The 23,276-nt window shown below is 62.0% G+C and carries 14 protein-coding genes and 1 tRNA gene; 6 read left to right on the plus strand and 9 right to left on the minus strand.

Translation table 11 applies throughout. From position 1 onward, the window contains the following. Positions 1 to 131: 131 nt before the first annotated feature. Positions 132 to 1,730, plus strand: coding sequence for a glycoside hydrolase family 13 protein (locus tag ACBG85_RS18075; RefSeq protein ID WP_058039386.1), 1,599 nt, complete (start codon positions 132 to 134; stop codon positions 1,728 to 1,730). A 27-nt stretch (positions 1,731 to 1,757) separates the two neighbouring features. Here the strand turns inward: ACBG85_RS18075 and ACBG85_RS18080 are convergent, their stop codons facing one another. The 7 genes from ACBG85_RS18080 to ACBG85_RS18110 form a co-directional block, all read right to left on the minus strand. After that, a complete protein-coding gene (locus ACBG85_RS18080) occupies positions 1,758 to 2,444 on the minus strand; it encodes a hypothetical protein (RefSeq protein WP_030536651.1) in 687 nt (228 codons plus the stop codon). Then, entirely contained in the window at positions 2,437 to 2,856 is a 420-nt protein-coding gene (locus ACBG85_RS18085) for a thioesterase family protein (protein WP_003944573.1), read from the minus strand. The genes ACBG85_RS18080 and ACBG85_RS18085 overlap by 8 nt, the downstream gene beginning before the upstream one ends. Then, positions 2,853 to 7,700 carry an NAD-glutamate dehydrogenase gene (locus tag ACBG85_RS18090; protein ID WP_064689251.1) on the minus strand — a complete coding sequence of 1,616 codons (4,848 nt, stop codon included), beginning with the start codon at positions 7,698 to 7,700 and terminating at the stop codon, positions 2,853 to 2,855. The genes ACBG85_RS18085 and ACBG85_RS18090 overlap by 4 nt, the downstream gene beginning before the upstream one ends. Before the next feature lie 99 nt (positions 7,701 to 7,799). After that, positions 7,800 to 8,219, minus strand: coding sequence for a thioesterase family protein (locus ACBG85_RS18095; protein WP_003944475.1), 420 nt, complete (start codon positions 8,217 to 8,219; stop codon positions 7,800 to 7,802). 4 nt (positions 8,220 to 8,223) lie between these two features. Then, positions 8,224 to 9,903: an energy-dependent translational throttle protein EttA gene (gene ettA, locus ACBG85_RS18100; protein ID WP_007730925.1), complete on the minus strand. Its 1,680-nt coding sequence runs from the start codon at positions 9,901 to 9,903 to the stop codon at positions 8,224 to 8,226. A 166-nt stretch (positions 9,904 to 10,069) separates the two neighbouring features. Next, positions 10,070 to 11,248: an acyl-CoA dehydrogenase family protein gene (locus ACBG85_RS18105; RefSeq protein ID WP_372024208.1), complete on the minus strand. Its 1,179-nt coding sequence runs from the start codon at positions 11,246 to 11,248 to the stop codon at positions 10,070 to 10,072. A gap of 95 nt (positions 11,249 to 11,343) precedes the next feature. Further along, positions 11,344 to 13,161, minus strand: a complete 1,818-nt coding sequence (locus ACBG85_RS18110; RefSeq protein WP_372027873.1) for an ABC transporter ATP-binding protein — start codon at positions 13,159 to 13,161, stop codon at positions 11,344 to 11,346. Between the two features lie 106 nt (positions 13,162 to 13,267). On the opposite strand from ACBG85_RS18110, the gene ACBG85_RS18115 reads away from it, so the two are divergent. Then, positions 13,268 to 13,726: a MarR family winged helix-turn-helix transcriptional regulator gene (locus ACBG85_RS18115; RefSeq protein WP_003945320.1), complete on the plus strand. Its 459-nt coding sequence runs from the start codon at positions 13,268 to 13,270 to the stop codon at positions 13,724 to 13,726. Between the two features lie 4 nt (positions 13,727 to 13,730). Here the strand turns inward: ACBG85_RS18115 and ssb are convergent, their stop codons facing one another. After that, positions 13,731 to 14,144 carry a single-stranded DNA-binding protein gene (ssb, locus tag ACBG85_RS18120; protein WP_020908245.1) on the minus strand — a complete coding sequence of 138 codons (414 nt, stop codon included), beginning with the start codon at positions 14,142 to 14,144 and terminating at the stop codon, positions 13,731 to 13,733. Positions 14,145 to 14,326: 182 nt separating this feature from the next. Beyond that, positions 14,327 to 16,462: a cytochrome c oxidase assembly protein gene (locus ACBG85_RS18125; protein ID WP_372024211.1), complete on the minus strand. Its 2,136-nt coding sequence runs from the start codon at positions 16,460 to 16,462 to the stop codon at positions 14,327 to 14,329. A gap of 97 nt (positions 16,463 to 16,559) precedes the next feature. Here ACBG85_RS18125 and ACBG85_RS18130 point away from each other — a divergent pair. The 4 genes from ACBG85_RS18130 to ACBG85_RS18145 all read left to right on the plus strand — a co-directional run bounded on the left by ACBG85_RS18130 (position 16,560) and on the right by ACBG85_RS18145 (position 23,232). Next, positions 16,560 to 16,635 (plus strand) — tRNA-Arg (locus tag ACBG85_RS18130). Between the two features lie 118 nt (positions 16,636 to 16,753). Next, positions 16,754 to 16,912 (plus strand): hypothetical protein, encoded by a 159-nt coding sequence (locus tag ACBG85_RS18135; RefSeq protein ID WP_003945304.1) that lies wholly within the window; start codon positions 16,754 to 16,756, stop codon positions 16,910 to 16,912. 452 nt (positions 16,913 to 17,364) lie between these two features. Then, positions 17,365 to 17,508, plus strand: a complete 144-nt coding sequence (locus ACBG85_RS18140) for a hypothetical protein (protein WP_372024214.1) — start codon at positions 17,365 to 17,367, stop codon at positions 17,506 to 17,508. Positions 17,509 to 18,639: 1,131 nt separating this feature from the next. Further along, positions 18,640 to 23,232 carry a DUF5979 domain-containing protein gene (locus tag ACBG85_RS18145; protein WP_372027875.1) on the plus strand — a complete coding sequence of 1,531 codons (4,593 nt, stop codon included), beginning with the start codon at positions 18,640 to 18,642 and terminating at the stop codon, positions 23,230 to 23,232. Positions 23,233 to 23,276: the final 44 nt, after the last annotated feature.

The raw sequence follows: 23,276 nt of genomic DNA on the forward strand, positions 1-23,276 counted from the left end.
CCGGCAGTAACACCAAAGTTGCCACATGGTGTCACCGCGTGAATGCAAAGTACACCAAGGCTAGGTAAAGAGTCACGCTTTTGCCGTGTCCAAGTCGTGAGAGTGCCAGACGTTTGGCACTATGAACTGCTGTGAGCACCCCCGCGGATTCGTCCTCTGTAAGCCGGCCCGAAGCCCCGTGGTGGAACGAGGCGGTCTTCTATCAGATCTATCCGCGTTCCTTTGCCGATTCGGGCAGTGACGGTATCGGCGACCTCGGCGGAGTCGAGGAGAAACTCGGCTACCTCGAACTGCTCGGCATCGACGCGATCTGGTTGAGCCCGGTGATGAAGTCACCGATGGCAGACCACGGCTACGACGTCTCGGATCCTCGCGACATCGATCCCCTGTTCGGTGATCTGGCGACGATGGATTCGCTGATCACGTCGGCCCACGAGCGCGGAATCAAGGTCACCATGGACTTGGTCCCGAACCACACGAGTGATCAGCACGAGTGGTTCAAGGCAGCCCTGGCGTCGGCGCCAGGTTCTGCGGAGCGATCCCGCTACATCTTCCGAGACGGCAAAGGTGAAAACGGCAACGAACCGCCGAACAACTGGCCGAGCATCTTCGGCGGCCCGGCATGGACCCGCGTCAGCGAAGCCGACGGAACACCCGGCCAGTGGTACCTGCACATCTTCGCCAAGGAACAGCCCGACCTGAACTGGGACAACCCCGAGGTCTTCGACGACCTCGCCAAGACTCTGCGCTTCTGGCTCGAGCGCGGAATCGACGGATTCCGCATCGACGTGGCCCACGGAATGGCTAAGCCCGACGGTTTGCCGGACCACGACTGGGAGCTCAACGAGCTCATGCGCAATTCCGACGACGACCCGCGGTTCAACAACCCGGCAGTTCACGAAATCCACCGCGGCATCCGCAAGGTCATGGACGAGTTCCCGGAGGCGATGACCGTCGGCGAGATCTGGGTGAAGGACAACCAGAAGTTCGGCGAATACATCCGGCCAGACGAACTGCATCTCGGATTCAACTTCCGACTTGCAGAAACCGAATTCTCCGCCGAGTCCGTCCGGGAGGCCGTGGAGAACTCTCTTGCGGCCGTCGCCGAGGTCGGGGGTGTGCCCACGTGGACGCTGTCGAATCACGACGTCGAACGTGAAGTCACGCGCTACGGCGGGGGTGAGATCGGAACCCAACGCGCACGGGCGATGATCCTCGTCGAACTGGCGCTTCCGGGCGCGAGCTTCATCTACAACGGAGCCGAACTCGGCCTGCCGAACGTCGACCTGCCCGACGAGGCACTACAGGACCCGGTCTGGGAACGATCCGGACATGCCGAGCGAGGACGCGACGGCTGCCGAGTGCCCCTTCCGTGGGAAGGAAGCGAACCCCCGTTCGGATTCACCACCGGTGCGAGCACCTGGTTGCCGATGCCACGCGAGTGGTCGACACTCACGGTGGAGGCGCAGATCGAGGACGTCGACTCGATGCTCTCGCTTTATCGCGCCGCCCTCGAACTTCGTAGCGCCAGGCCGGAGTTCTCCGGCGCCGACATCGATTGGTACGGCAGTCCCCCCGGCTGCCTCGCTTTCCGTCGACGCGGTGGTCTGATCTGTGCTCTCAACACCACGGAGGTGCCGATCGCACTGCCGAACGGGCAGCTGCTGTTGAGCAGCGCACCACTCGTCGACGGTCAACTACCCGTCAACGCTGCGGCGTGGCTGATCTGAGAGAACACGCACCCGCCACCTGAACTCCTATCGTGCGACCATCAGCGGTATCGAACCACCGCGGTGACGGTAGATCGAACCGAACCGTGCATCGAGCCGCACCCAGGATTTGCTCGCCCGCACCCGAACCAGTTCCGAGGCGTCGATCTGCTCGAGGTCGATGTCGGCGGTCATCGCCTCGGACCCGGCGTGCGGAACGAATCCCATTGCGGTCAAGGCAAAAACAACCCGCATCGAGATCCCGACCGTGCCGGACGGACCACTGACCTCGAGCACGTCCTGATCGAGCAACGACGCCGGCGGACCGTGACTACTTCCATGCTCCAGTGCCAAGGCGTTGCCCCGCTGCGCCAGTTCGATCAGCACCCGGGCGGGTACGTCGTCCAGGTGCTCGAAGCCGTCCATCGGCGGCAACGCCCCACGCCACGCCGAATCCATGGCGAACCCCGGATCGATCAGCTCACTTGTCGCCTGCTCCACCGCCGAGAGCAACTGATCGCCGGCAGCCGAGGTGTCGTCAGGGTTGATGGTGCCCGCCACGGTTCGCGTAGCGAGAGCGTCGAAACCCGTTGACGCCCAAACGCTCAGGTGAGCATCTCCGCGTCGACGCATCCGGATGACCGTGGACTCGTCCAAACGCAAGGCATGACCGATGAAGCCGGCCAAGTTCTTTCGCTCGGCCTCCTCGGGCACGGTCAGTACACGTTCATGCACGTTGCCAGCTCTCCAAGTACTCGCGCTCGGGCCCGCTGAGGCGACGCAAACGTTGAGTGTCGATATCGAAGGCCGCGATCTGAGTCGACGCCACGATGGACGGCGGGACACTGAGATCCGCACCGCGGGGGCGAACCTCGTACGCGATGGTGAAGTCCACCGCGCGCACCTTTTCCACCCACATGAAGACGTCGAGCGGCGAATCGTCGTGCCGCAGTTGCCCGCGGTACCGCACATGGAGATCGGCAATCACGGCCCCGTCACGCAGGGTGACCGTCGGGCGCGAGTCTTCGAACAACCAAGGAATCCGCGCCTCTTCGAGCAACGTCACCATCCGTGCGTGGTTGATGTGCTGGAAGGCATCCATGTCGGACCACCGAACCACAACTTCGGCGTGGAATCCTTCGCTCAACGTCCTACCTCCGATCGGGTGCCCATGCTGCGCACCATGCTACGAACCTGACGCGCCGCCACCGAGAGCGTCGCGAGGTCAAGCGTCCCAGACTCGAAGATCTCGACGAGAGCTGCCCTCGCCCGACTCAGCCGCGAGGCGTTGGTCGACTCCCATTCGTCGATCTTCTCCTGCGGCGACTCCCCCGGCTCGCCGCCGGCCAGAACCTCCATCGTCAACTGCCGCAGCGAACTGTAGAGGTCGTCTCGCAACGCGAGCCTCGCGAGCGAGTGCCATCGATCGCCGCGCTCGAGTCCCGAGACCGCGCTCAGCAACCAGTCGATTCCCAGATGCGCGTCCAAGGCGTAGTACAGCTCCGCAACTTCGGCGATGTCGTGATCTGCGATGTCGGCGATATCCGCGATGTCGAGCAGGCAGTAGACATCCAGCAGTCGGAACACGTCCAGCGCCAACGCTTCCGGAGCCCCGCGATCGATCACCGATTGAGCCCGCACCAGCAGATCGTCGAGTTGATGGCCCGCAAGCAGCCCCGGGACCAGAGGTGCCGTAGCCCGATACGCCGCCGAGTAACGCGCAACCTCGGCGCCGACGGCGATCGGCTGGGGCCGATTGGCCAGGAACCACCGCGACGCGCGGTCGAGCAAGCGGCACGACTCAACGATCAACTCGTTTTCGATCTCTGCACTGACGCCCGCCGAGCGGATTCGCGACCACACCTCGTCGAGCGCAAACACCTCTCGCACAGCGGCGTAGGCACGGATCGAGTCCGTACTGCTCGCTCCGGTCTCCTCGGCCAATCGGTAGGCGTACGTGATTCCGCCGTTGTCGATCACTTCGTTCACGAGCATCGTCGCGACGATCTGCCGCCGCAACGGGTGTGCCTTGATCTCCGTTTCGAACCGATCGCGAACAGCGGTCGGGAAGTACTGCGGGATCTGCTGGGCGAAGAAATCGTTGTCCGGCAACTCGGTTGCGAGCAGATCGTCCTTGAGTGAAAGCTTCACGTGCGCCGTCAGCGTCGCCAATTCCGGCGACGTCAGACCCACACCGGCCTCGAGTCGACGCTCGATCTCCTTGTCGGTCGGCAACGCCTCGAGCTTGCGGTCAAGGCCACGTGCCTTGGTCAGATCCGTCAACTGACGGCGGTGAACACCGAGCATCTGAGAAGCGGTCACGCGGGAGATTCCGAGCAGCGCGTTCTGAGCAATGTTGTCCGCCAACACCAGCGCCGCCACGTCGTCGGTCATCGACGCCAGCAACGGATTCCGTTCCTGCGTGGGCAGTAACTGCGAACGCACGAGCGAATCGAGAAGAATCTTGATGTTCACTTCGTGATCGGAGCAGTCGACGCCGGCCGAGTTGTCGATGGCGTCGGTGTTGATGTGACCGCCGCTGGCGCTGAACTCGATTCTTCCCAGAGCAGTGACGCCGAGGTTGCCGCCCTCCCCGATCACCTTGACCCGCAGATCTTGACCGTCGACACGCACGGCGTCGTTGCTCTTGTCGCCAACCTGCGCATTGGTCTCGGTCGACGCTTTGACGTATGTACCGATTCCGCCGTTCCACAGCAGATCCACCGGTGCCGACAGAATCGCCTGCATCAATTCCGGCGGCGAGAGCTTCGTGACCCCCTCGGCCAGACCCAGTGCGATCCGGACGCTTTCGGCGATCGGAACCGACTTGACCGTGCGGTCCCAGACGCCGCCACCTTCACTGATCAGGCTCTTGTCGTAGTCGGCCCATGACGACCGTGGCAACTCGAAAAGTCGTTGACGTTCGACGAACGAGCTCGCTGCATCCGGGTTCGGATCGAGGAAGATGTGTCGATGATCGAACGCGCCCACCAGACGGATGTGCCGACTGAGGAGCATTCCGTTGCCGAACACGTCTCCGCTCATGTCGCCGACGCCTACCGTCGTGAAATCCTGCGTCTGCGTGTCGACCCCGAGTTCGCGGAAGTGCCGCTTGACGCTTTCCCAGGCGCCGCGAGCGGTGATACCCATGCCCTTGTGGTCGTATCCCACGGAGCCACCGGAGGCAAACGCGTCGCCGAGCCAGAAGTCGTACTTGGCGGCAACCGAATTGGCGAGATCCGAGAACGTCGCCGTGCCCTTGTCCGCGGCGACCACCAGGTAGCGATCCTGATCGTCCTTGCGCACCACTCGATCCGGCGTCACAACTTCGCCGGTAGCCGCGTGCACGTTGTCGGTGATGTCGAGCAATCCGGAGATGAAGGTGGTGTAGCAGGCCTTGCCGGTTTCCAGCGTCGCCATTCGATCAACGGCCGGATCACCCGTCGGCAGAGGCGGATTCTTCACGACGAAGCCGCCCTTGGCGCCGACCGGCACGATCACCGCGTTCTTGACGGCCTGAGCCTTCACCAAGCCGAGCACCTCGGTGCGGAAATCCTCGCGCCGGTCGGACCAGCGGAGCCCGCCGCGCGCGACTGCGCCGAATCGCAGGTGGACGCCTTCGACCTCGGGTGAGTACACGTAGATCTCGAAAGCCGGCCGCGGCTTGGGCAACTCGCTGATCCGTGAGGGATCGAGCTTGACCGACAGGTAGTCGCGAGAGCGGCCATCGGCGTCGACGACGTAGAAATTGGTACGCAAGGTCGCCTTCACCAAGGAGAACATTCCACGCAGAATGCGATCGGCATCCAAGCTGAGTACCTCGTCGATGGACGCACGCAACTGCTCGTCCAATTCGGCGACGCGAATGTCGTCCTGCTTCTCGGGGTCGAACATCGCCTCGAACAACTGCACCAATGCAAACGCGGTCTGCGGGTGTGTAAGCGCGATTCCTTCGATGTGGAACTGACTGTACGGAAATGTGGCCTGGCGCAGATACTTTGCGTAAGCACGCAGCACCACGGCTTGCCGCCAGGACATTCCGGCCCGCAGCACCAACTCGTTGAATCGGTCAGCTTCTGCCCGGCCGAACCAGACTGCACCGAATGCAGCCGTGAATCGCTTCTGGACCTCGGTCAGCGGGGCGGTACTGGTCTCGAGCGGCACCTGCGCATCGAGGTCGATCTCGACCGACGCCCGAAGATCCGCCGGTACCGACAATCCGAAATCGTAGATCCAGCACTGAACACCGTCGAGTCGCTGCACGACGTGCGGCCGCTCGTCGAGAACTTCGACGCCGAGTGACTGCAGCACCGGTAGCACCTGGCTCAACGAGATACCGTCGCCGCCGACGAAGAGCGTGAAGCGCCAGGCACCGGGCGCGGAGTCCACAGCACGATAGAGCAGTACGTCGATCGCGCCTGGCGCCAACGCCTCGAGTCTGGCGATGTCGGCCAACGCGCGTGACGGTTCGAAGTCCTCCTTGTATCCATCGGGAAGCACCCGCGAATACCGCTGCACCAGTTCCGGATCCACACCTGGACTTTCACGAACAAGGTCGTTGATGCGGTCGTCCCAGCTACGACTGACTTCGGTCAACAGAGCCTGAACTCGCTCGCGGTTGGCCTCGGAGACATCCAGATGAACCGGCTCACTGTCCGGATCGCGCCGGATCGTCACGTGCAACAGCGCAAGATCGTTCTCGGTAACCCGGGCGGTGTAATCGACTGTGCCTGGTCCGAATTCGCGCCACAACAGGTTTTGCATCGCCAGTCGCACCCGCGTCGTGTACCGGTCGCGGGGTAGATACACCAAGCAGGATACGAACCTTCCGAACGTGTCCTCGCGGACAAAGAGTCGCACCTGTCGACGCAGCCCGATGCTGTGCACGGCGTGCACAGTCTCGAACAAGGTCTCGGCATCGCTCGAGAACAACTCGGTGCGCGGGAACGACTGGATGACCTCGAGCATCGCCTGACCGGAGTACGAATGCAGGTCGACACCGGCACGCGCGATTACTTCGCGGACGCGGCGCTCGATCAGGGGAATCGCGAGGACGTTCTCGTGGAGGGCGACAACGGTGAACACTCCCAGGAACCTGTGCTCCCCCACAATGTTTCCGTTGTCGTCGAGGATCGAGACGCCCACGAAGTACGGGTAGACAGCGCGGTGCACCGTGGCGGGGAACGATCCCTGAGTCAGGACCAGAAGCGGTCGATCCGGGAGATCTGCGACGGGAGGCAAGCTCATCGGGCCCTCGGTGACCGCGTCGGAGCGCAGCACACCGAGTCCACTACCCGCGACCGTACGTGAACCGTCCTTCGTGCCCTCGAATCGCCGGTATCCGAGCACGGCATAGTTTCCGTCCGCCATCCACCGCAGCAGCCGGGCGGTGTCGGAGAATTCTTCGGGGGTGATCCTCCCGGAGGCAGTTTCTGCGGCACTCTCCAACTCGTCGGCAACGCGCAGTTGCAATGCCTTCATGTCCGGGGTGTCACCAACCACCTGGCGGACGTCCGCGAGCACCTTGCCGAGGTGTGCTTCGATCGCGTCGAGAGCGGAATCCTCGACTTCGGAGTCCAACTGGACGTGCATCCAGGATTCTTGGATACCGCTGTCGCCCAAGGACATCAGATTGCCCGAGTCATCGCGTTCAACCGTCAGGATCGGATGGGCGAATTGACTGATTCCCACACCTTGTCGGTTGAGCATCGCGGTAACGGACTCGACGAGCAACGACATGTCGTCGGTGACGATCTGGACGGCAGCGCCGAGACCCTCGGATCCTGACGGGCGGTACACACGCCATACGGCCGTGCCCGGGGTCCGCTGCCTCCCGAGCGCAAGATGCGCGAGCAGGACTCGATCCGATCGACCGTTGATGACGTCGTCGCTGTCACCCTCGTCGATATGCGTGAAAAAGGCCTCGCGAAGACGCGTCAACAACGTCGCTTCGTCGAGGCCTGTGCCCTGCTGCCGTACACGGTCTGTCATTCCTGGCTCACATCCTTGTGGGTTCTGATCGCCGCGACCAATCTCTGACTCGAGACTAGCCGCGGCAACCAGTACCTAGGGTGAACTGAGAAACGAAATCTACGATGTCGTCATCTGAACAAGCGATGCTTCGAGCACCGCGCGTTCGCTGTCCGCCAGCGGTCTGGACTTTTCGGACACCGTGTCGAATCCGACCATCAACGCGTCGCCGAAAGCGCATTCGACACCCGCGTTGTCACGGATGACGTGCCGAACCGTGAACGAGGAAGTCCCGACGTGAGTCGTGAAGATCTCCACATTCAAGGGACCGGACCGATCGGTGACCGGCTTGAGGAACTCGACGGTCATCTTTCGAACCACGAGGTATCCCGGCCGGCCGCCGAGCGGCGCCAGTTTCGCTTCCAGGAACTGGATGCGCGCTTCCTGCATGTACTCGACGTAACGCGTGTTGTTGACGTGACCCAACCGGTCGGAATCGCCCCACCGGACCTGGATCTGCGCTGTGTACACGTCGGACACCGGATCAGTCCCTGGTGAGCTTGCGGTGAGTCACGCGGTGCGGGCGTGCGGCGTCGGGGCCGAGTCGCTCGACCTTGTTCGCCTCGTAGCCCTCGAAGTTGCCCTCGTACCAGTACCAAGCTGCCTCGTTGTCGCCGAAGCCACCTTCCCACGCGAGGATGTGGGTACAAGTCCGGTCCAGGAACCAGCGATCGTGCGAGATCACGACGGCGCAGCCGGGGAACTCTTCGAGAGCGTTCTCCAGCGAGCCGAGGGTTTCGACGTCGAGGTCGTTGGTGGGCTCATCGAGCAGGATCAGGTTGCCGCCCTGCTTGAGCGTCATCGCCAGGTTTAGGCGGTTGCGCTCACCACCGGAGAGGACGCCGGCCGGCTTCTGCTGATCGTGGCCCTTGAAACCGAACGAGCTGATGTACGCGCGGGAGGGGAACTCGGTCTGGCCGACGACGATGAAATCGAGCCCGTCGGACACGGTCTCCCAGACCGTCTTCTTGGGGTCGATTCCGGAACGGTTCTGGTCGACGTAGCTCAGCTTGACCGTCTGACCGATCTTGACCTCACCGGCGTCAGGCTCCTCGAGACCGACGATGGTCTTGAACAGCGTCGTCTTACCGACGCCGTTGGGGCCGATGACGCCGACAATTCCGTTGCGCGGCAACGTGAACGAGAGATCCTTGATCAGAACGCGACCGTCGAAGCCCTTGTCGAGGTTCGAGACCTCCACGACCACGTCACCCAGGCGCGGCGGTGCCGGGATCTGGATCTCGTCGAAGTCGAGCTTGCGCGTCTTCTCGGCTTCGTTCGCCATTTCCTCGTAGCGATCGAGACGAGCCTTGTTCTTGGCCTGGCGGGCCTTGGCGCCGGAACGAACCCATGCGAGCTCGTCCTTGAGGCGCTTCTGCAGCTTCTGATCCTTCTTGCCGGCAACTTCGAGGCGTGCAGCCTTCTGCTCCAGGTAGGTGGAGTAGTTGCCCTCGTACGGGTACAGGCGTCCGCGGTCGACTTCACAGATCCACTGCGCGACGTGATCGAGGAAGTAGCGATCGTGAGTCACGGCGAGGATTGCGCCGGGGTAAGCAGCGAGATGCTGCTCGAGCCACAGGACAGATTCGGCGTCGAGGTGGTTGGTGGGCTCATCGAGGAGCAGGAGGTCGGGCTTGCTCAGCAGCAGCTTACAGAGCGCAACGCGTCGCTTCTCACCACCGGAGAGGTGGGTGACCATCTCTTCCGGCGGGGGGCAGCGCAGGGCGTCCATAGCCTGCTCGAGCTGCGAGTCGATCTCCCACGCATCTGCGTGATCGAGCTTCTCCTGCAGCTCGCCCATCTCTTCCATGAGCTCGTCGGAGTAATCCGTAGCCATCAGCTCGGCGATCTCGTTGTACCGCTTGAGCTGGACCATCGTCTCTCCGAGACCGTCCTCGACGTTCTCGCGAACAGTCTTGGTCTCGTCGAGCTCCGGCTCCTGCATGAGGATGCCGACGGTCGCGCCCGGGGCCAGGAATGCCTCGCCGTTGCCCGGCTGGTCCAGTCCGGCCATGATCTTGAGGATGCTGGATTTACCAGCGCCGTTCGGTCCGACGACACCGATCTTCGCGCCGGGGTAAAAGCTCATCGTGACGTCATCGAGGATGACCTTGTCACCGTGCGCCTTGCGCACCTTCTTCATCGTGTAAATGAACTCAGCCATGACCGCCAGCCTATCGGTGTTTGCCCTATAACCCACATTGCGCGTTGGCCGTCACTCCGATGCGGGTTCTGCGGACAGTCCGAGGTCATCGACCAGATTCACCGACATGCTCATCGACCCCCACGAAAACCGCGATGGGGACACCTCCGGGTGTCCCCAGGACGGCTCAGATCATTGCCCTGTGGATGCCCTTCGGCTCGCCACCGAGCTGCGAGAGCGTCGACGCATGGAAAATGGAACCGGGTACGTGGATCGCATGTGCCAAACCGGCATGAGCATCACGCCAGAACCGCTGCATCGGCGTGTTCAACTGCAAAGCCCCACCACCGGAACGAGCAAAGATCTCGTCCACCGCCCGCACCGCCCGCCACGCCGCAGCAGTCTGCGTACGCCGACCGATCGCACGAAGCTCGAACGAAACTTCCTGCCCCTTCTCCGTCATGTCCCAAAAACGATCCACCGTCTCCAAGATCGCAGCCCGAGAAGCAGCGATCTCGGCCGCCGCCTCACCGATCGCGAACAGCACGTACGGATCTTCCTTGATCGGAACACCACTGACCGTCACACGCTCACGCTGCGCCGCCATGTTGCACGCCAACGCACCCTCGGCGATACCGATCAACGACGAAGTGATCCCCAACGGGAAAATGCACGAGAACGGGAACTTGTACAACGTCTCCGTACGACCCGCTTCCTTCCACGCCGTCCCGTCGAAAACCTTTCCGGCGTCGATCGTGCGGTACGTCGGCAAGAACGCATCCTTGACGATCAGATCCTTCGACCCCGTACCGCGCAGACCCACGACATTCCAGCTGTCCTGGTCGATGTCGTAATCCGAACGCGGCAACAACACGTGCAGAATCATCGGCGGCATCAACGGCTTACCGGACTCGTCACCGACCATCGCACCGATCATGATCCAGTCACAATGATCGGTACCGGACGAGAACGACCAACGACCGTTGAGGATGTACCCACCCTCGACCGGCCTCGCCACACCCATCGGCGCATACGGCGACGCCATCCACGTATCAGGATCGGTTCCCCACACCTCTTCCTGAGCCTTGCGGTCAAAGAACGCAAGCTCCCACGGATGCACACCGACGATGCCGCTGACCCAGCCCGTGGCACCATCCATCGCGCCGATAGCCATTGCCGTCTCGGCGAATTCACGCGGATGCGCCTCGAGGCCACCGAACTCCTTCGGCTGCAACATCCGGATGACGCCGGAGTCGCGCAAACGCTTCGCGCTGCCGTCCGTCAAGCGCATCAGCTTGTCGCCCTCGACCCCGTCAGCGCGGATCTCGTCGGCGAACTGTGAGATGTTGTCCAGAACCTGACCCATGATCTTTCCGCCTCCACTGATAGTCGATCAACGACCATTAAAGTAGAACACGTTCTAGAAACTTGCGGAAGTGAAATGGCCGACATTTCTTACACTCACACGGTCTGCAGTTCCGACGGGAGTTCGACGGCGTCGCTACCCGAGGCCGCAAGCAACTGTGCGTATCGCCCACCTTGTTGCACAAGTTCGTCGTGGGTGCCCTTTTCCACAACCACGCCCTGGTCGAGGACCGCGATGAGATCCGCATCTCGAACCGTGGAAAGCCTGTGCGCCACAACAAGAGTGGTGCGTCCGACCATCAGCTCGTCGAGCGCGTCCTGCAACGCACGTTCAGTGCGATTGTCCAAGGCGCTCGTCGCCTCGTCGAGGACGAGGATCGGCGGATTCCGCAGGACTGTGCGCGCGATCGCTATGCGCTGTTTCTCACCGCCGGAGAATCGGTAGCCGCGCTCGCCGACCATGGTGTCGTACCCGTCGTCGAGACCGGAAATGAACTCGTGGATCTGCGCGATGCGCGCTGCCTGCTCGATCTCGGCGTCCGTGGCGTCGGGTTTCGCGAACCGAAGATTCTCACGAATAGTCGTGTGGAAGAGATACGTCTCCTGCGACACCACACCTACCAGGTCGGAGACCGTCGCCAGATCGAGGTCCCGCTGGTCGACGTCGTCGATTCTCACCGATCCCGCAGTCGGGTCGTACAGACGTGCGGCCAAGTATCCGAGAGTGGTCTTGCCCGAACCCGTGGAGCCGACAAGCGCCAAGGTTCCGCCGGCCGGGACCGCGAGGTCGATGTTGTCGAGGGTCTTGCTGTCGGTTCCTGGATACGAGAAGTCGACGTGGTCGAACCGAAGTTCGCCGGACATCTTGGTGCGGTCGAAGCTCTTCGACTCTTCCGGATCCGCGATGTCGATCGGCAGATCCAGGTACTCGAACACGCGACTGAACAGTGCCATCGAGCTCTGCACCTCGACGCCCGTGTTGAGCAGCATCATGGTGGGGCGGAACAATTGTGTTTGCAGCGTGGTGAATGCGACGAGGGTGCCGACGGTGATGGTGTTGCCGTGATCGAGAGTGAATCCGGCAAACCAGTAGACCAGTGCAGGCATGGCTGCGAAGGTGATCGACATGGTCGCCATGCGCCACTTGCCGGCCATCATGGCCCGGAGTTCGACGTCTGCGACTTCCGCTGAACGCTCGGTGAATCGATCCGTCAGAGCCGACTTCGCGCCGGTCGTCTTGCCGAGGAGAATGCCACTGACGGAGAGAGATTCCTCCACCTGGACCGACAGATCACTGAGTAGCTTCTGCCGCTTACCCGAGATCTTGCGGCGCTCGTCACCGATCTTGCGTGCGATACGGATGAACACCGGCAAGATCGCCAGCGAGAAGATGGCAAGCCGCCAATCCAGAAGGAACAGAGCAACAATGGTGGCTGCCACGGTCGTTGCATTCTGCGCGATGGACGTTGCCGTGTTGGTGACCACCGACTGCATACCGCCGATGTCGTTGGCAATACGCGACTGAACTTCTCCGGTTCGGGTTCGAGCGAAGAATCCGAGCGACTGATTCTGCAGATGCGAGTAGACCCGCACGCGCAGTTGGTGCATCAGTTTCTGGCCGATGCTGTTGGACATCCAGGTCTGCGCCACGCCGAGACAGCTCGTGATCACGGCAATAGCGATCATGCCGATGGCCAGAACGCTCACGAGTCCGAGGTTCTTGTCCGGGATCGCCTTGTCGAGCATTTCGCGTAGGAGCAGCGGGCTGCCCAGCGCCACGATCGCGCTGAGTGTGATGACCGCGGTGACGATGGCGATCTGAGTTCGATACGGCGCAAACAGTCCGAGTACGCGCTTTGCCGGTACGGATTCCGCCGGAGTGATCTCGACAGCGGATCGTTCGATGTTTCGCATGTGATCTGGTTTCACGTTCTACCTCCTGGAGGCTTTCTCACCCTAGTTTCATATTGATGAGGTTACCTCACTATGAGGCTGACACCAACAACGCTAGACTGACGCCATGCATTCCCGAGAGCGCGAACTCACCGACGTCGTGATGTCCGTGGCACGGCTCATCCGCCGACGTCAGGTGGCAGCGCTGGAACCATTCGGTCTCTCGCCGTCGCAAAGCCGAGCGCTGCGAGTACTGACCCGAGTGGGCGAGCCGGTTCGACTCGGGTTTCTTGCCGAGCGATTGCGCATCGTTCCGCGGTCGGCGACCGACGTCGTGGATTCCCTCGAAGAGGCCGGATGGGTGCGCCGCACTCCCGATCCGAACGATCGGCGAGCTGTATTACTCGAGCTCACCGACGCCGGCGCTACCCTCGCTGCCGACGTCGCGAAAGCTCAACGACGCGAATCCTCGGATGTGTTCGACGACCTCGACGAGTCGGAGCGAGCAACTCTCACCGAACTTCTCGAGCGGGTGGACGCGGGGCACGACTCTCGGCCCCGCGACTGCCCGAAACCTTCGGTGTGAGTCCTCACGCAGCGACGGTGTCGACTGCGTCCTCGACATTCTCCGCCGACGTCGGCTTACTCTGACGCTCGATCTTCGAGATGCAACGAGCAAGGTCCGCGCCTACCGCAGTCGCCCGTAGCTCGAGATCGGAACGAGGCACACCCTCTTTGGTCGTGTACTCGTTGGTGCGCAACTCCCCCGCCACCATGACCGGATCACCCTTCATGATGGATGCGCCGACGCCGGTGACCAACCGCCGCCAGCAGCTGACCGTGAGATAGAGGGTCGCTCCGTCCGTCCACTCTCCGGTCACCGCGTCTTTGCGACGCGTGTTGCTCGCCATCCGAAAGCTCAGCACCTCTTCGCCACTGGTGGTCTGCCGCTTCACCGGATTGGTGATGACGGTTCCGACAACCGTTGCATGCGTTTCGTACATGTCCGATCCCCCTTCGAACTCCAGAACCCGCCAACTGCCGCGGGGCCGATCATTGCGTCGGCAGTTTCGATTGTGGAACGGCAAACGCCCGGCTCGGGATCTTCGATTTACACCTGTGCATCGGTGGAACAGCTGTGGAGAAACAGCACTGCCCGGACCGAATGGCCCGGGCAGTGTCGGAGCTAAGTGCTAGTGGAGGATTCGTCGGATTTCTTCTCGCTGGGTGTCCCGTCCGCAGAGTCCCCGCTTGTAGTCTCCGTGTCAGCAGCCTCACGGGGTTTCCACCCTTCGCGGTCCCGCCTGGCCAATTCGGCGAACATGGCGTTGTGAGCAGCGAGGTCGGCGTCGTGGTCACGCTCGGCCGCACGGTCGGTTCGGCGCGCTGTCCTGCCATCGCTGCGCGACCACTGAACCAGTAGCGCGAGCATGACCACCATGAGCGGGATCTCGCCGGTCGCCCACGCGATGCTGCCGCCCAGCTGCTGATCGCCGATCAGGTCGTTGTTCCAGCCGAGGCCGAGCGAACGGAAGTACGCGCCGCCCATGACGGCGGTGGTGCTCATCAATGCCACGCCGAAGAAGGCGTGGAACGGAAGTGAGCCGAAGACCATTGCCAGCTTGGTCACTGGCTGCAATTGACGTGGTGACGGGTCGATTCCGATCGCCACCCAATAGAAGAGATAGCCGCTGAGGATGAAGTGCAGGTTCATCAGCAGGTGAGCGCTGTGCGAGTCGACCGTCGCACCGTAGATTCCGCCGAGATACAGCGCGTAGAAACCGCCGACGAAGAGAACTGCCGCCACGATCGGGTGGGTGATGAATCGCGAGAACGGGCTGTGCAGAGCGGTCAGAATCCACTCGCGAATGCCGGGCACGCCGTCCTTGCCTGCCGGATCCAGGGCCCGCAGAGCCAAAGTGATCGGCGCACCCAGAACCAGCAGGACTGGGCCCAACATCGACAGCGCCATGTGCGCACCCATGTGAACGCTGAATACTGCCGGCGCGTACTTGCCGACGCCCGACGACGTGGCGATCAGGAGCACCGCACAACCGCTCATCCAGGCGATGGTTCGGCCAACAGGCCAGGAATCCCCACGCTTGGCCAGCTTGCGCAGACCGATTCCGTACAGAATCGCCGCGGCGATCGCGGCGGTGCCGAACATGAGGTCGAATCGCCAGTCCGTCACGAAGGCCATGAACGACGGCGGGTCCGGAAGGTTGTAACCGAGTTCGACCTCGGGGATCGAGGGAATCGACAGCGGCGGGGGCGGCGGGGTACGACCGAGGCCGATCGCGAGACCGATGGTTGCCGCCATCACGATGCCTTCAGCGCCGGCAAATCGAATCAGGGCAGAGCGACTCTTCGGATTCTCCGCCAGCGCCGGTAGCGCCCGACTCCGCTGAGCCCAACCGAAGAACCCGAGGATGATCAGTGCAACTGTTTTCGCGACGATCAATCGTCCATACGTCGTGGTGAAAACGTCGTCGAGAGGCAGACGGACAATCGCGTTGATGACGCCGCTGAATCCCATGACGACGAAGCAGATGGATGCGACCGTCGAAAAGCGTCGGGCTGCTACGTCGGTGTAATCGCCGCCGCGGCGCGCGTGTGCCAGTAGCGCGAACAACCCGCCGGCCCAGAGCGAAGCCGCCACGAGGTGCAGGATCAGACTATTGGTAGCGATGTCATGCGAGCCGCCCGAAGACGAGTGACCGGTGAGAGCAAGCGGCATCAGTCCGAGGAGACCGACCAGCAGCAGGAGCGGAGTCCACCACCAGCGCAGTGTCAGTCGGGCCAGGATCGCCAGAACAACCGCGATGATCGCCGTCCAACGCCAAGCGCCGGCGATCTCGACCTGATCGAGTCCCGACCACAGGTTCGCCGGTTTGATCGCTTCGGCAAACGGCTGACCCGACGTGTCAGAGAGCGTCAGAGGCACCATCATGAACGAACAGATCGCCCACACGATCGCGGCGTGCGATGCAGTTCGGACTGCCCGATAGCCGTCGACGTCGAGGACACCCGACTTCTGCGGCGGCACGAAGAACGCGGCCAGCAGCAGTGACCCGATCGCGATGACCGCGGCGATCTCCCCCAGTGCGCGCATCGCGGGCAGGCCGTATGTGGTGATCGGGCCTGGATCCGGGATGCCCAGAAGAGTCAGTGCCTGCGACGCGGAGAATCCCACCACGATGGCTGCGGTGAGCCCTGCGATGAGTCCACTGACCACGAATATCGCGGTCGAAGAAGCGGGTGCACCGCTGTGCTGTGTGGACTCCGGTGGGGAATCTGTCGGCGCGAGGTCGGGTGTAGCCATACCTCAAGGGTAGGACCTTCGCGAACCGACTACGACAACGCGTCGGAGTTGGGCGGCGCGCGTCACATCCCGAACCCTCGAGTATGATGTTCCACGCGCCTCCGTAGCTCAGGGGATAGAGCAAGAGCCTTCTAATCTCTTGGTCGCAGGTTCGAATCCTGCCGGGGGCACCACAAGATTTGATTCACGGATAGTCACACTGCGTGGACGAGCGGCCACTGGGCAGAGCAGTCCGATACGGACCGAAACCTAGCCCACAAATTACGTGCCGTCCGCAGTAATCTGCCTCGCATGAAGAAGGCACTTCCGAAGACCCTGAAGTCACTCGCCCGGACCGTTGGAATCCTGGCACTCGCGATCGTCGTTGTATCCGTCGTCGAGCGGTTCACCGGCGCACACCAACCGACGACCGGTCCCGCGTCGTTGACCGGGCCCGACCAATCGTTGTAGCCCTTCCGTTGCGGCAAAGGTCGTCTGACGAAGTTCTGCGACGACGAGTCGGTGGGCAAGAGTCCACCAATGGCGGCTGAGTCGCGTGCAACACACTGTGCGGAGCGGCCCGCGAGTGTCACAGAATCTCTGGGCTCCGGATCCCAGGGCGTAACAGCAACCGGGGCAGTCAAACCTTGCGGGCAGCCGTGGGTGTAGCGCCATTGACACAAGCTGCGTCAGAATGGTTGCGCGAGAACTTGATTCGAAGGTCCGATTTCGCGAAGTGTCCAGAGAGCTGCGAAAAGTACCGTCTGTGGGACCTCGCGGCCACTCGGTACGGTTGCTCGGATGTGGCGACTGCGCACCGATCGAACCGGCCGCATCCGCCGTCAGCGACTACGCAACGACCGTCACCATTTGACTCCGGGCATCGAAAGCGCTTGAAAAGTAAGCCATTTCATCGTGCCGAGATGCGCGAGAACGACCTGAACTTGCGAGGTCTCGAGATCTTCGAAGAAGCCTCCGACGTGGCATTTTCCGAGATCCACACACATCCCAGGCAGTGCCTCATCCGTGCGCACAAGAGCGTCGCCAATAGTCGCCGCGACGCGTGATCAGCTGGACTGACGTAACCGTACCGAAGGCTTTCTACGAAAAGCTGGGCGAACCTTTGTCTAGAATGGCCATGTCGGCCCCAGAAGCATTATCGACGGTTAACTCAGGCCGGAATCCAATCTGCTAAGAAAACGAATCTAATGTGACCCCTATCTCTGAATCCTTTCAGAACAGGGGTTTCGATGACCAGCGACTGAATTCACCCCCAAATTCACCCTCCTCCTATACGCAGAAACATGATTTGCATTTATGCCGAGCGTGTGCGCACAGATAATTCGCTCCACGCCTTGTCGTTCCGACAGCAAATAAGGGGCGGTGAACTGCATAAAGGCCCATTCGGTACAGCAGCGCCGACCCGGCTCGGCCGCTCACCGATTGTCGACAGGGGCCAAGGCAGGTATATAACTGATGGTCGAGATCGAATTGTGATGAACCAGCCAGTTAACTCGAAATAAATCAACGGAAGATAGATATAGCCAGGTAAGCGCAGTTCTTCTTGCATGGACGCACGTCCATGGCGTGTCCAGCTATGCGATTTGCTCGTGTTAGATTCCAGATTGCGCATCGCCCGGTTTGCGCCTTCTGCGTTGTTTGCGCGGAATTTGCATCTTCTCGCGAACGGCCCCGCGCACATTTCTTTACGTTGTGCCAAAGAAAGGAATTTCATGAAAACCGTCACGGCAGCGAAGCACGCAGCACGAAGACTCCCCCTCGGAGCCATCGCACTGTTGCTATTGCTATCCGGGATGGTGCTCATGCCCGAACTGCAATGAATCGCGCAGGAAAGATCCTCGGCCGCAGCCTTTAGTACCTCGTAGGTCGTCGCGTTAGGTAATACCGGCGGTCGATCTTTCTTGGAATTTCCTGGCCTACCCAGAGCCGGCCGTCGGTCTGCGCTGGCGCCAACCAGGTCCGATTATCAACTGTTCGGCTCCGCAATAGGACGCCTGAGAATCACCAACGCTCGCATCCAGGCTCCAGAGCTGCTCAAAGGTCTTGTTTCGCTATTCGCCGGCCCCGGAAACGGGGCCCAAATCATGTGTTCTGAACGAAAGGTGTTCGTCATGCGTAACCGTGTCTTCCCGCGTCGTGCCGGGGAGGGGGTGGTGTCTCGGTGGGCGGCGTTGGGGATGCTTGTTGCGGTCCTGGCGCTGGTCATATCGTCGTTCTCATTCGTCCAAGTTGCCTCGGCAGATGACATCGGGACCTCGACCACCACAGGTCCGACCACCACAGTTCCGAACACAACGAAGCCGCCCGTAACTACGACGGAGGCGCCACTGAAAACGACGGCGCCGCCTACTTCCACGTCGGAGTCACCCACTTCTGCGAAACCGCCGATCACAACCACAGCGCCCCCGTCTACGACTTCTGTGGCGGCGCAGCGACTGGCCGCACGCGGAGTCAATCCCGGCATCGATGTGAAAATCACCGACGTCCAGGTCGAGGGAAAGAACGACCAGCAGATCACGGTCGGGGACTCCGTCACGGTGAAGGGCACCTGGGACGCGTCAAGCGCGAGCCCGCAACCGGGCGACCAGTTCACCATCGGATTCCCTGACGAGTTGAAGCTCCAGTCCAACCCGACGATCGCGCTCGAGGGCGACGACGGGACGGTTTGGGGCACATGCGATCTGGTTGCTTCCACCAATCTGATGACGTGTGTTCTCTCCGATGCCGTGGCGGATCGCCCGGACGAGGTGAAGGGCGATTTCTTCGTCTACACCAAGGCGGTCGCGTACACCACGTCAGAGACTGTGGATTTCACGATCAACAACAAGGTCACGCCGGTCGAACTGCCCGGCACGGGCGGCATCACCGACGGCCGCGTAATCGGCGAGTCGACGAAGTCCGGCAAACTCCAGGACAACAAGCAGTCAGTGCGGTGGACCATCGACATCCCCGGCGCCGATCTGGCCAAGTTGGACGCAGGCAACACCGGTTCGGTGACCCTGAGCGACGAGCTCTCCGACAACATGAAGGTGTGTGCGGGCAGCCTGCTCAACGCGAAGCTGTGGTCCGGTCGCCCGGGCGATCTCAAAGAGACCCCCGGCGGCGTCACCGTCACCCAACCCGACGCGGGTGATCAGGTCACCATCAAGATCAACAACGGCGCGCCCTTCGAGGGCAACAAGCTCTACCGCATCGAGTACACCTCATGCACGACCAGCGGCGTGGTGGATCTCAAGGGGACTCAGTACACCAACTCCGTGACGATCGGTGACAACACGGTCGCTTCGGATGGCGTGGGACAGGACTATGCGCCGCAGACCGAGCCTTGGAAGGGTGGCTACCTCGACGGCGGCAAGCGCAATATGGAAGCCGTCTGGACGATTGTGGTCCCGGGCACCGACATTGCCGCCAACAACCACAAGATCGACATCACCGACACCTTCGGCGGCCCCCATGCGGTCTGTGCCTCGGGCGTGCAGGTAGTCATCGAGAAGTCTGACTACCTCCCAGGGCGGGAGAACGAACCCAACTACCGCACTCCTGCCGCAGGATTCACCATTGCTCCCATCGGCGCAGTAGCCGGCGCGAGTACCTTCACCGCGGCGATCACTGTGGATAACCCGGCCACGTTTAACGAAGAGCAGTATTACTACTTCACGTACCGGACCTGCCTGACCACCACAGAGGTGCCGGACTCCGAGGACCATCTCACCAACTCGGCGGTCGTCAACAAGACGTCGATCACGGGAAAGACTGAGGGGCCTGGGTTCACGAGCGGCAAGAACGGCGCGATCAACACCACGTCGCAGCCTGTCGGCGGTGTGGAGCAGCCGGCAGGCACCACCCTCAATTGGACCGTGGAAATCTCAGGACACGATCTCGAGGGCCTTACGGAACCGGCGGTCATCAACGACAGGTTCTCACCGAACATGACGGTGTGTGAAATCGGCGGCGATCTCAAGAGCAACCTCAATCTCAAGGTCGTCGCGCAAGACTTCTTCGACGGCAACAAGAAACGCGATATAACCGACGCCACCTCGGTGGCGCGCGCCGACGGCGGTTTCGATCTCACCCTCCCTCGGGACGCGGACGGTTACAGCCGTCAGACGAAGTACCTCGTCAGCTACACCCTGTGCACCAGCAGCGGCGGACTGGACCAGCGCGACACGGAATACTCCAACACCCTCACCTATGCCGGCAAGCAGACGCTGTCGAAGAGCGTCAAGCAGGAATGGGGCGGCGGCGGCACAGGTCAAGGTGTGTCGCGGGGCTCGTTCTCGCTGCTGAAGGAGATCGCTCCCTTCTCCGAGAAATTCCCGGAGGACACCGAGTTCACTGTGAAAGTCGAGGAGTTCGCCCCCGGGCAAGATCCAGCGACCGACGCCCCGGTGAGCTCCTACGAGATCAAGGTGAAGGCTGACGGGACACCGGTCAGTGGGATCAACCCCCGCGGAACCGGCTGGCAGATCCGACTGTCCGAGATCAACCTCCCCACCGTTGACGGCGTGTACTTCGAGAGAGGGACGTTCCGCCCGTCGGAGGGTGTGACGCTCAACGGGGACCGCACCGAGGCACTGGTGACCATCACGCCGAAAAGCAATGTCGGTGTCACACTGCTCAACAAAGCGAGTCTGGGATCGGCGCGGATCACCAAGTCCGTCATCGGTGACGGAGCGCGCACGGGACTCGAGGCTTTCGTTGTCAACGCAGAGATCGCCTTCGGTGACGACGCCGCCGGCAACGAGTTGCGTCAATTCACCCTGAAGGACGGTCAGCACTACGACCTGGGCAAATTGCCCATCGGAGCGAAAGTCACCTTCACCGAGGTCCAACCGATGAACACCGACCTCGTGACGTGGTCGCTGCCGGTGATCAGCCCGAAAATGCTCACCATCGGCACCGATGCGTCGGCGAACACGGTCTCCGTCACCAACGAGGCCACGATCACGCAAGGCACCTTCGAAGTGAGCAAGAAGCTCACGGGCCCGAAGGCGTTCGACAAGGCCGTACCGGCCAGCTTCGACGTGATTGCCACCTGGCTCGACACGGACGACAACCCGCAGAGCAAGACGCTGTCTCTTCCGTCCGACGGCACGGCGGTTTCGTTCGGCGAGAACCTGCCGGGCGGCACCGAAGTCACACTGACAGAGCTGGTTCCGGCAAACGGTGACGGTCTCGCCTATGGCGTGCCCGCATACTCCGGGAATGTCAGGATCAGTCCGGACAACGACGCGGTGGTGACCATCGGCAAGGATCTGCGCAAGATCGAGGTGTCGAACTTCGTCGACGTCAACGACGGCACTCTACGCATCGCAAAGCAGGTCGGCGGTGAGGCCGCCGAGGCCGTCGGCGACGACGTGGAGTTCACGGTCGAGGCGCGTTGGCGCGACGGTGTGGGGTACCGCACCCAGGTGCTGAGCGTCAAGCAGGGACAGACCACACCGCTCGGCGTCGACCTCCCTGTCGGCACCGAGGTGACCTTCACCGAGACCGGCCGTCCCGATGTCGACGGAGTCGAGTGGGGCGCGATCTCCTGGGGCACCAGCCCGGAAGGCGAATCGTGGCTGCACTCGAACCTCGACGGCACCGCGACGGGCATAGTCTCCGACGACCCGACCGACGGTCGGCTGATCACGCTGTCGAACGAGGCGCTGTGGAAATTCGGATCGGTCGAATTCACGAAGTTCATCCTCGACGCTGACGGCAACCCCGTCCGCGCACCCGAGGCCGACCTGCCTGACAGCGCGACGTTCGAGGTCCGTATCGACGGGATCGATCCGGCACTCCCCGCTGGAACTGATTTCCCGGCAGTGGGCCACACCATCACCCTCGATGCCGCAAACGACTGGAGCTGGACGTCCGACGAGGTTGTGCCGCGGAACACCGTGATCACCTTCTCCGAGGTCGACCCCAAGCCACTGGCCGGTATCGACTGGGCGCGGCCGTACTACTACGTCTCCGCGGATGCCGGTGACGCCGATTACCGCGACACCGTCAAGGCGGTGGCCGGTGAGAAGGCTGTGGTGGAGATCTACAACCGCCCGATCCCGACCACCGAGGTGGATATCGACAAGATCGTGACCGGCCCCAAGGGCAGCCAGGTGGCCAAGGACGGATCCACGATCTTCCAGGTCACGGCTACGTGGACGGACATCGACAATGAGGCGCGGTCTTGTGTTCTCGATGTCAAGCCGGGCGCTTCGGTCACTCCGACCGCCCAGTGCGACGCAGCCGTCATCGACGGCCGGGTCCAGTTCCCGCTGAACACCGACATCACTTTCACAGAAACCGGTGCTCACACCGACGTCACCAACGTCAAGTGGGGTGAAGTGATCTGGGGCGTCAAGGAAGGCAAGGCGGATGTCTCGAAGATCGACGGCGAACCGACCGCAACTTCCGTCAAGCTCACCGGCGAAGCAAACAAGTCGGTGGTCCTGGGACTCGAGAACAAAACCAGCAGCAATGGGCTGATCATCATCCCGATCCCGATCCCGCTGCCGCCGTGGGAAATCCCGACATGGCCGGGCTCTGAAGTACCCGGAGGATCAGGCACTGACGTGTCGACTCCCGGCAACAACGGTGGTGGACACAACGGTGCTCCGGGCACACCTGCTCCGGGAAATCCTGCTCAGGCCAAACCGGACCAGTCATCGTCCCTGCCGGTAACCGGCGCGAACGTCATCTGGCTCGCCGGTCTAGCGCTGGCACTGATCGGCGGTGGCGCATGGCTCACCCTGCGTAACCGCAAGCGTGCACCCGGCCAGGAGTAACTCCCAACCAGAAATACCGAAACAGGGCGGGTGCGACATACACC

This window comes from Rhodococcus sp. NyZ502, from assembly GCF_041464245.1.
GTDB classification, from domain to species: Bacteria; Actinomycetota; Actinomycetes; order Mycobacteriales; family Mycobacteriaceae; genus Rhodococcus_F; species Rhodococcus_F qingshengii.

What these genes read in the sequence shown, in the direction of transcription:
- ACBG85_RS18145 (WP_372027875.1), top strand. Translation starts at nt 18,640, where the DNA reads ATGCTTGTTGCGGTCCTGGCGCTGGTCATATCGTCGTTCTCATTCGTC.
- ACBG85_RS18105 (WP_372024208.1), bottom strand. Translation starts at nt 11,248, where the DNA reads ATGGGTCAGGTTCTGGACAACATCTCACAGTTCGCCGACGAGATCCGC.
- ACBG85_RS18125 (WP_372024211.1), bottom strand. Translation starts at nt 16,462, where the DNA reads ATGGCTACACCCGACCTCGCGCCGACAGATTCCCCACCGGAGTCCACA.
- ssb (WP_020908245.1), bottom strand. Translation starts at nt 14,144, where the DNA reads ATGTACGAAACGCATGCAACGGTTGTCGGAACCGTCATCACCAATCCG.
- ACBG85_RS18110 (WP_372027873.1), bottom strand. Translation starts at nt 13,161, where the DNA reads ATGCGAAACATCGAACGATCCGCTGTCGAGATCACTCCGGCGGAATCC.
- ettA (WP_007730925.1), bottom strand. Translation starts at nt 9,903, where the DNA reads ATGGCTGAGTTCATTTACACGATGAAGAAGGTGCGCAAGGCGCACGGT.
- ACBG85_RS18115 (WP_003945320.1), top strand. Translation starts at nt 13,268, where the DNA reads ATGCATTCCCGAGAGCGCGAACTCACCGACGTCGTGATGTCCGTGGCA.
- ACBG85_RS18140 (WP_372024214.1), top strand. Translation starts at nt 17,365, where the DNA reads ATGCGCGAGAACGACCTGAACTTGCGAGGTCTCGAGATCTTCGAAGAA.
- ACBG85_RS18090 (WP_064689251.1), bottom strand. Translation starts at nt 7,700, where the DNA reads ATGACAGACCGTGTACGGCAGCAGGGCACAGGCCTCGACGAAGCGACG.
- ACBG85_RS18135 (WP_003945304.1), top strand. Translation starts at nt 16,754, where the DNA reads ATGAAGAAGGCACTTCCGAAGACCCTGAAGTCACTCGCCCGGACCGTT.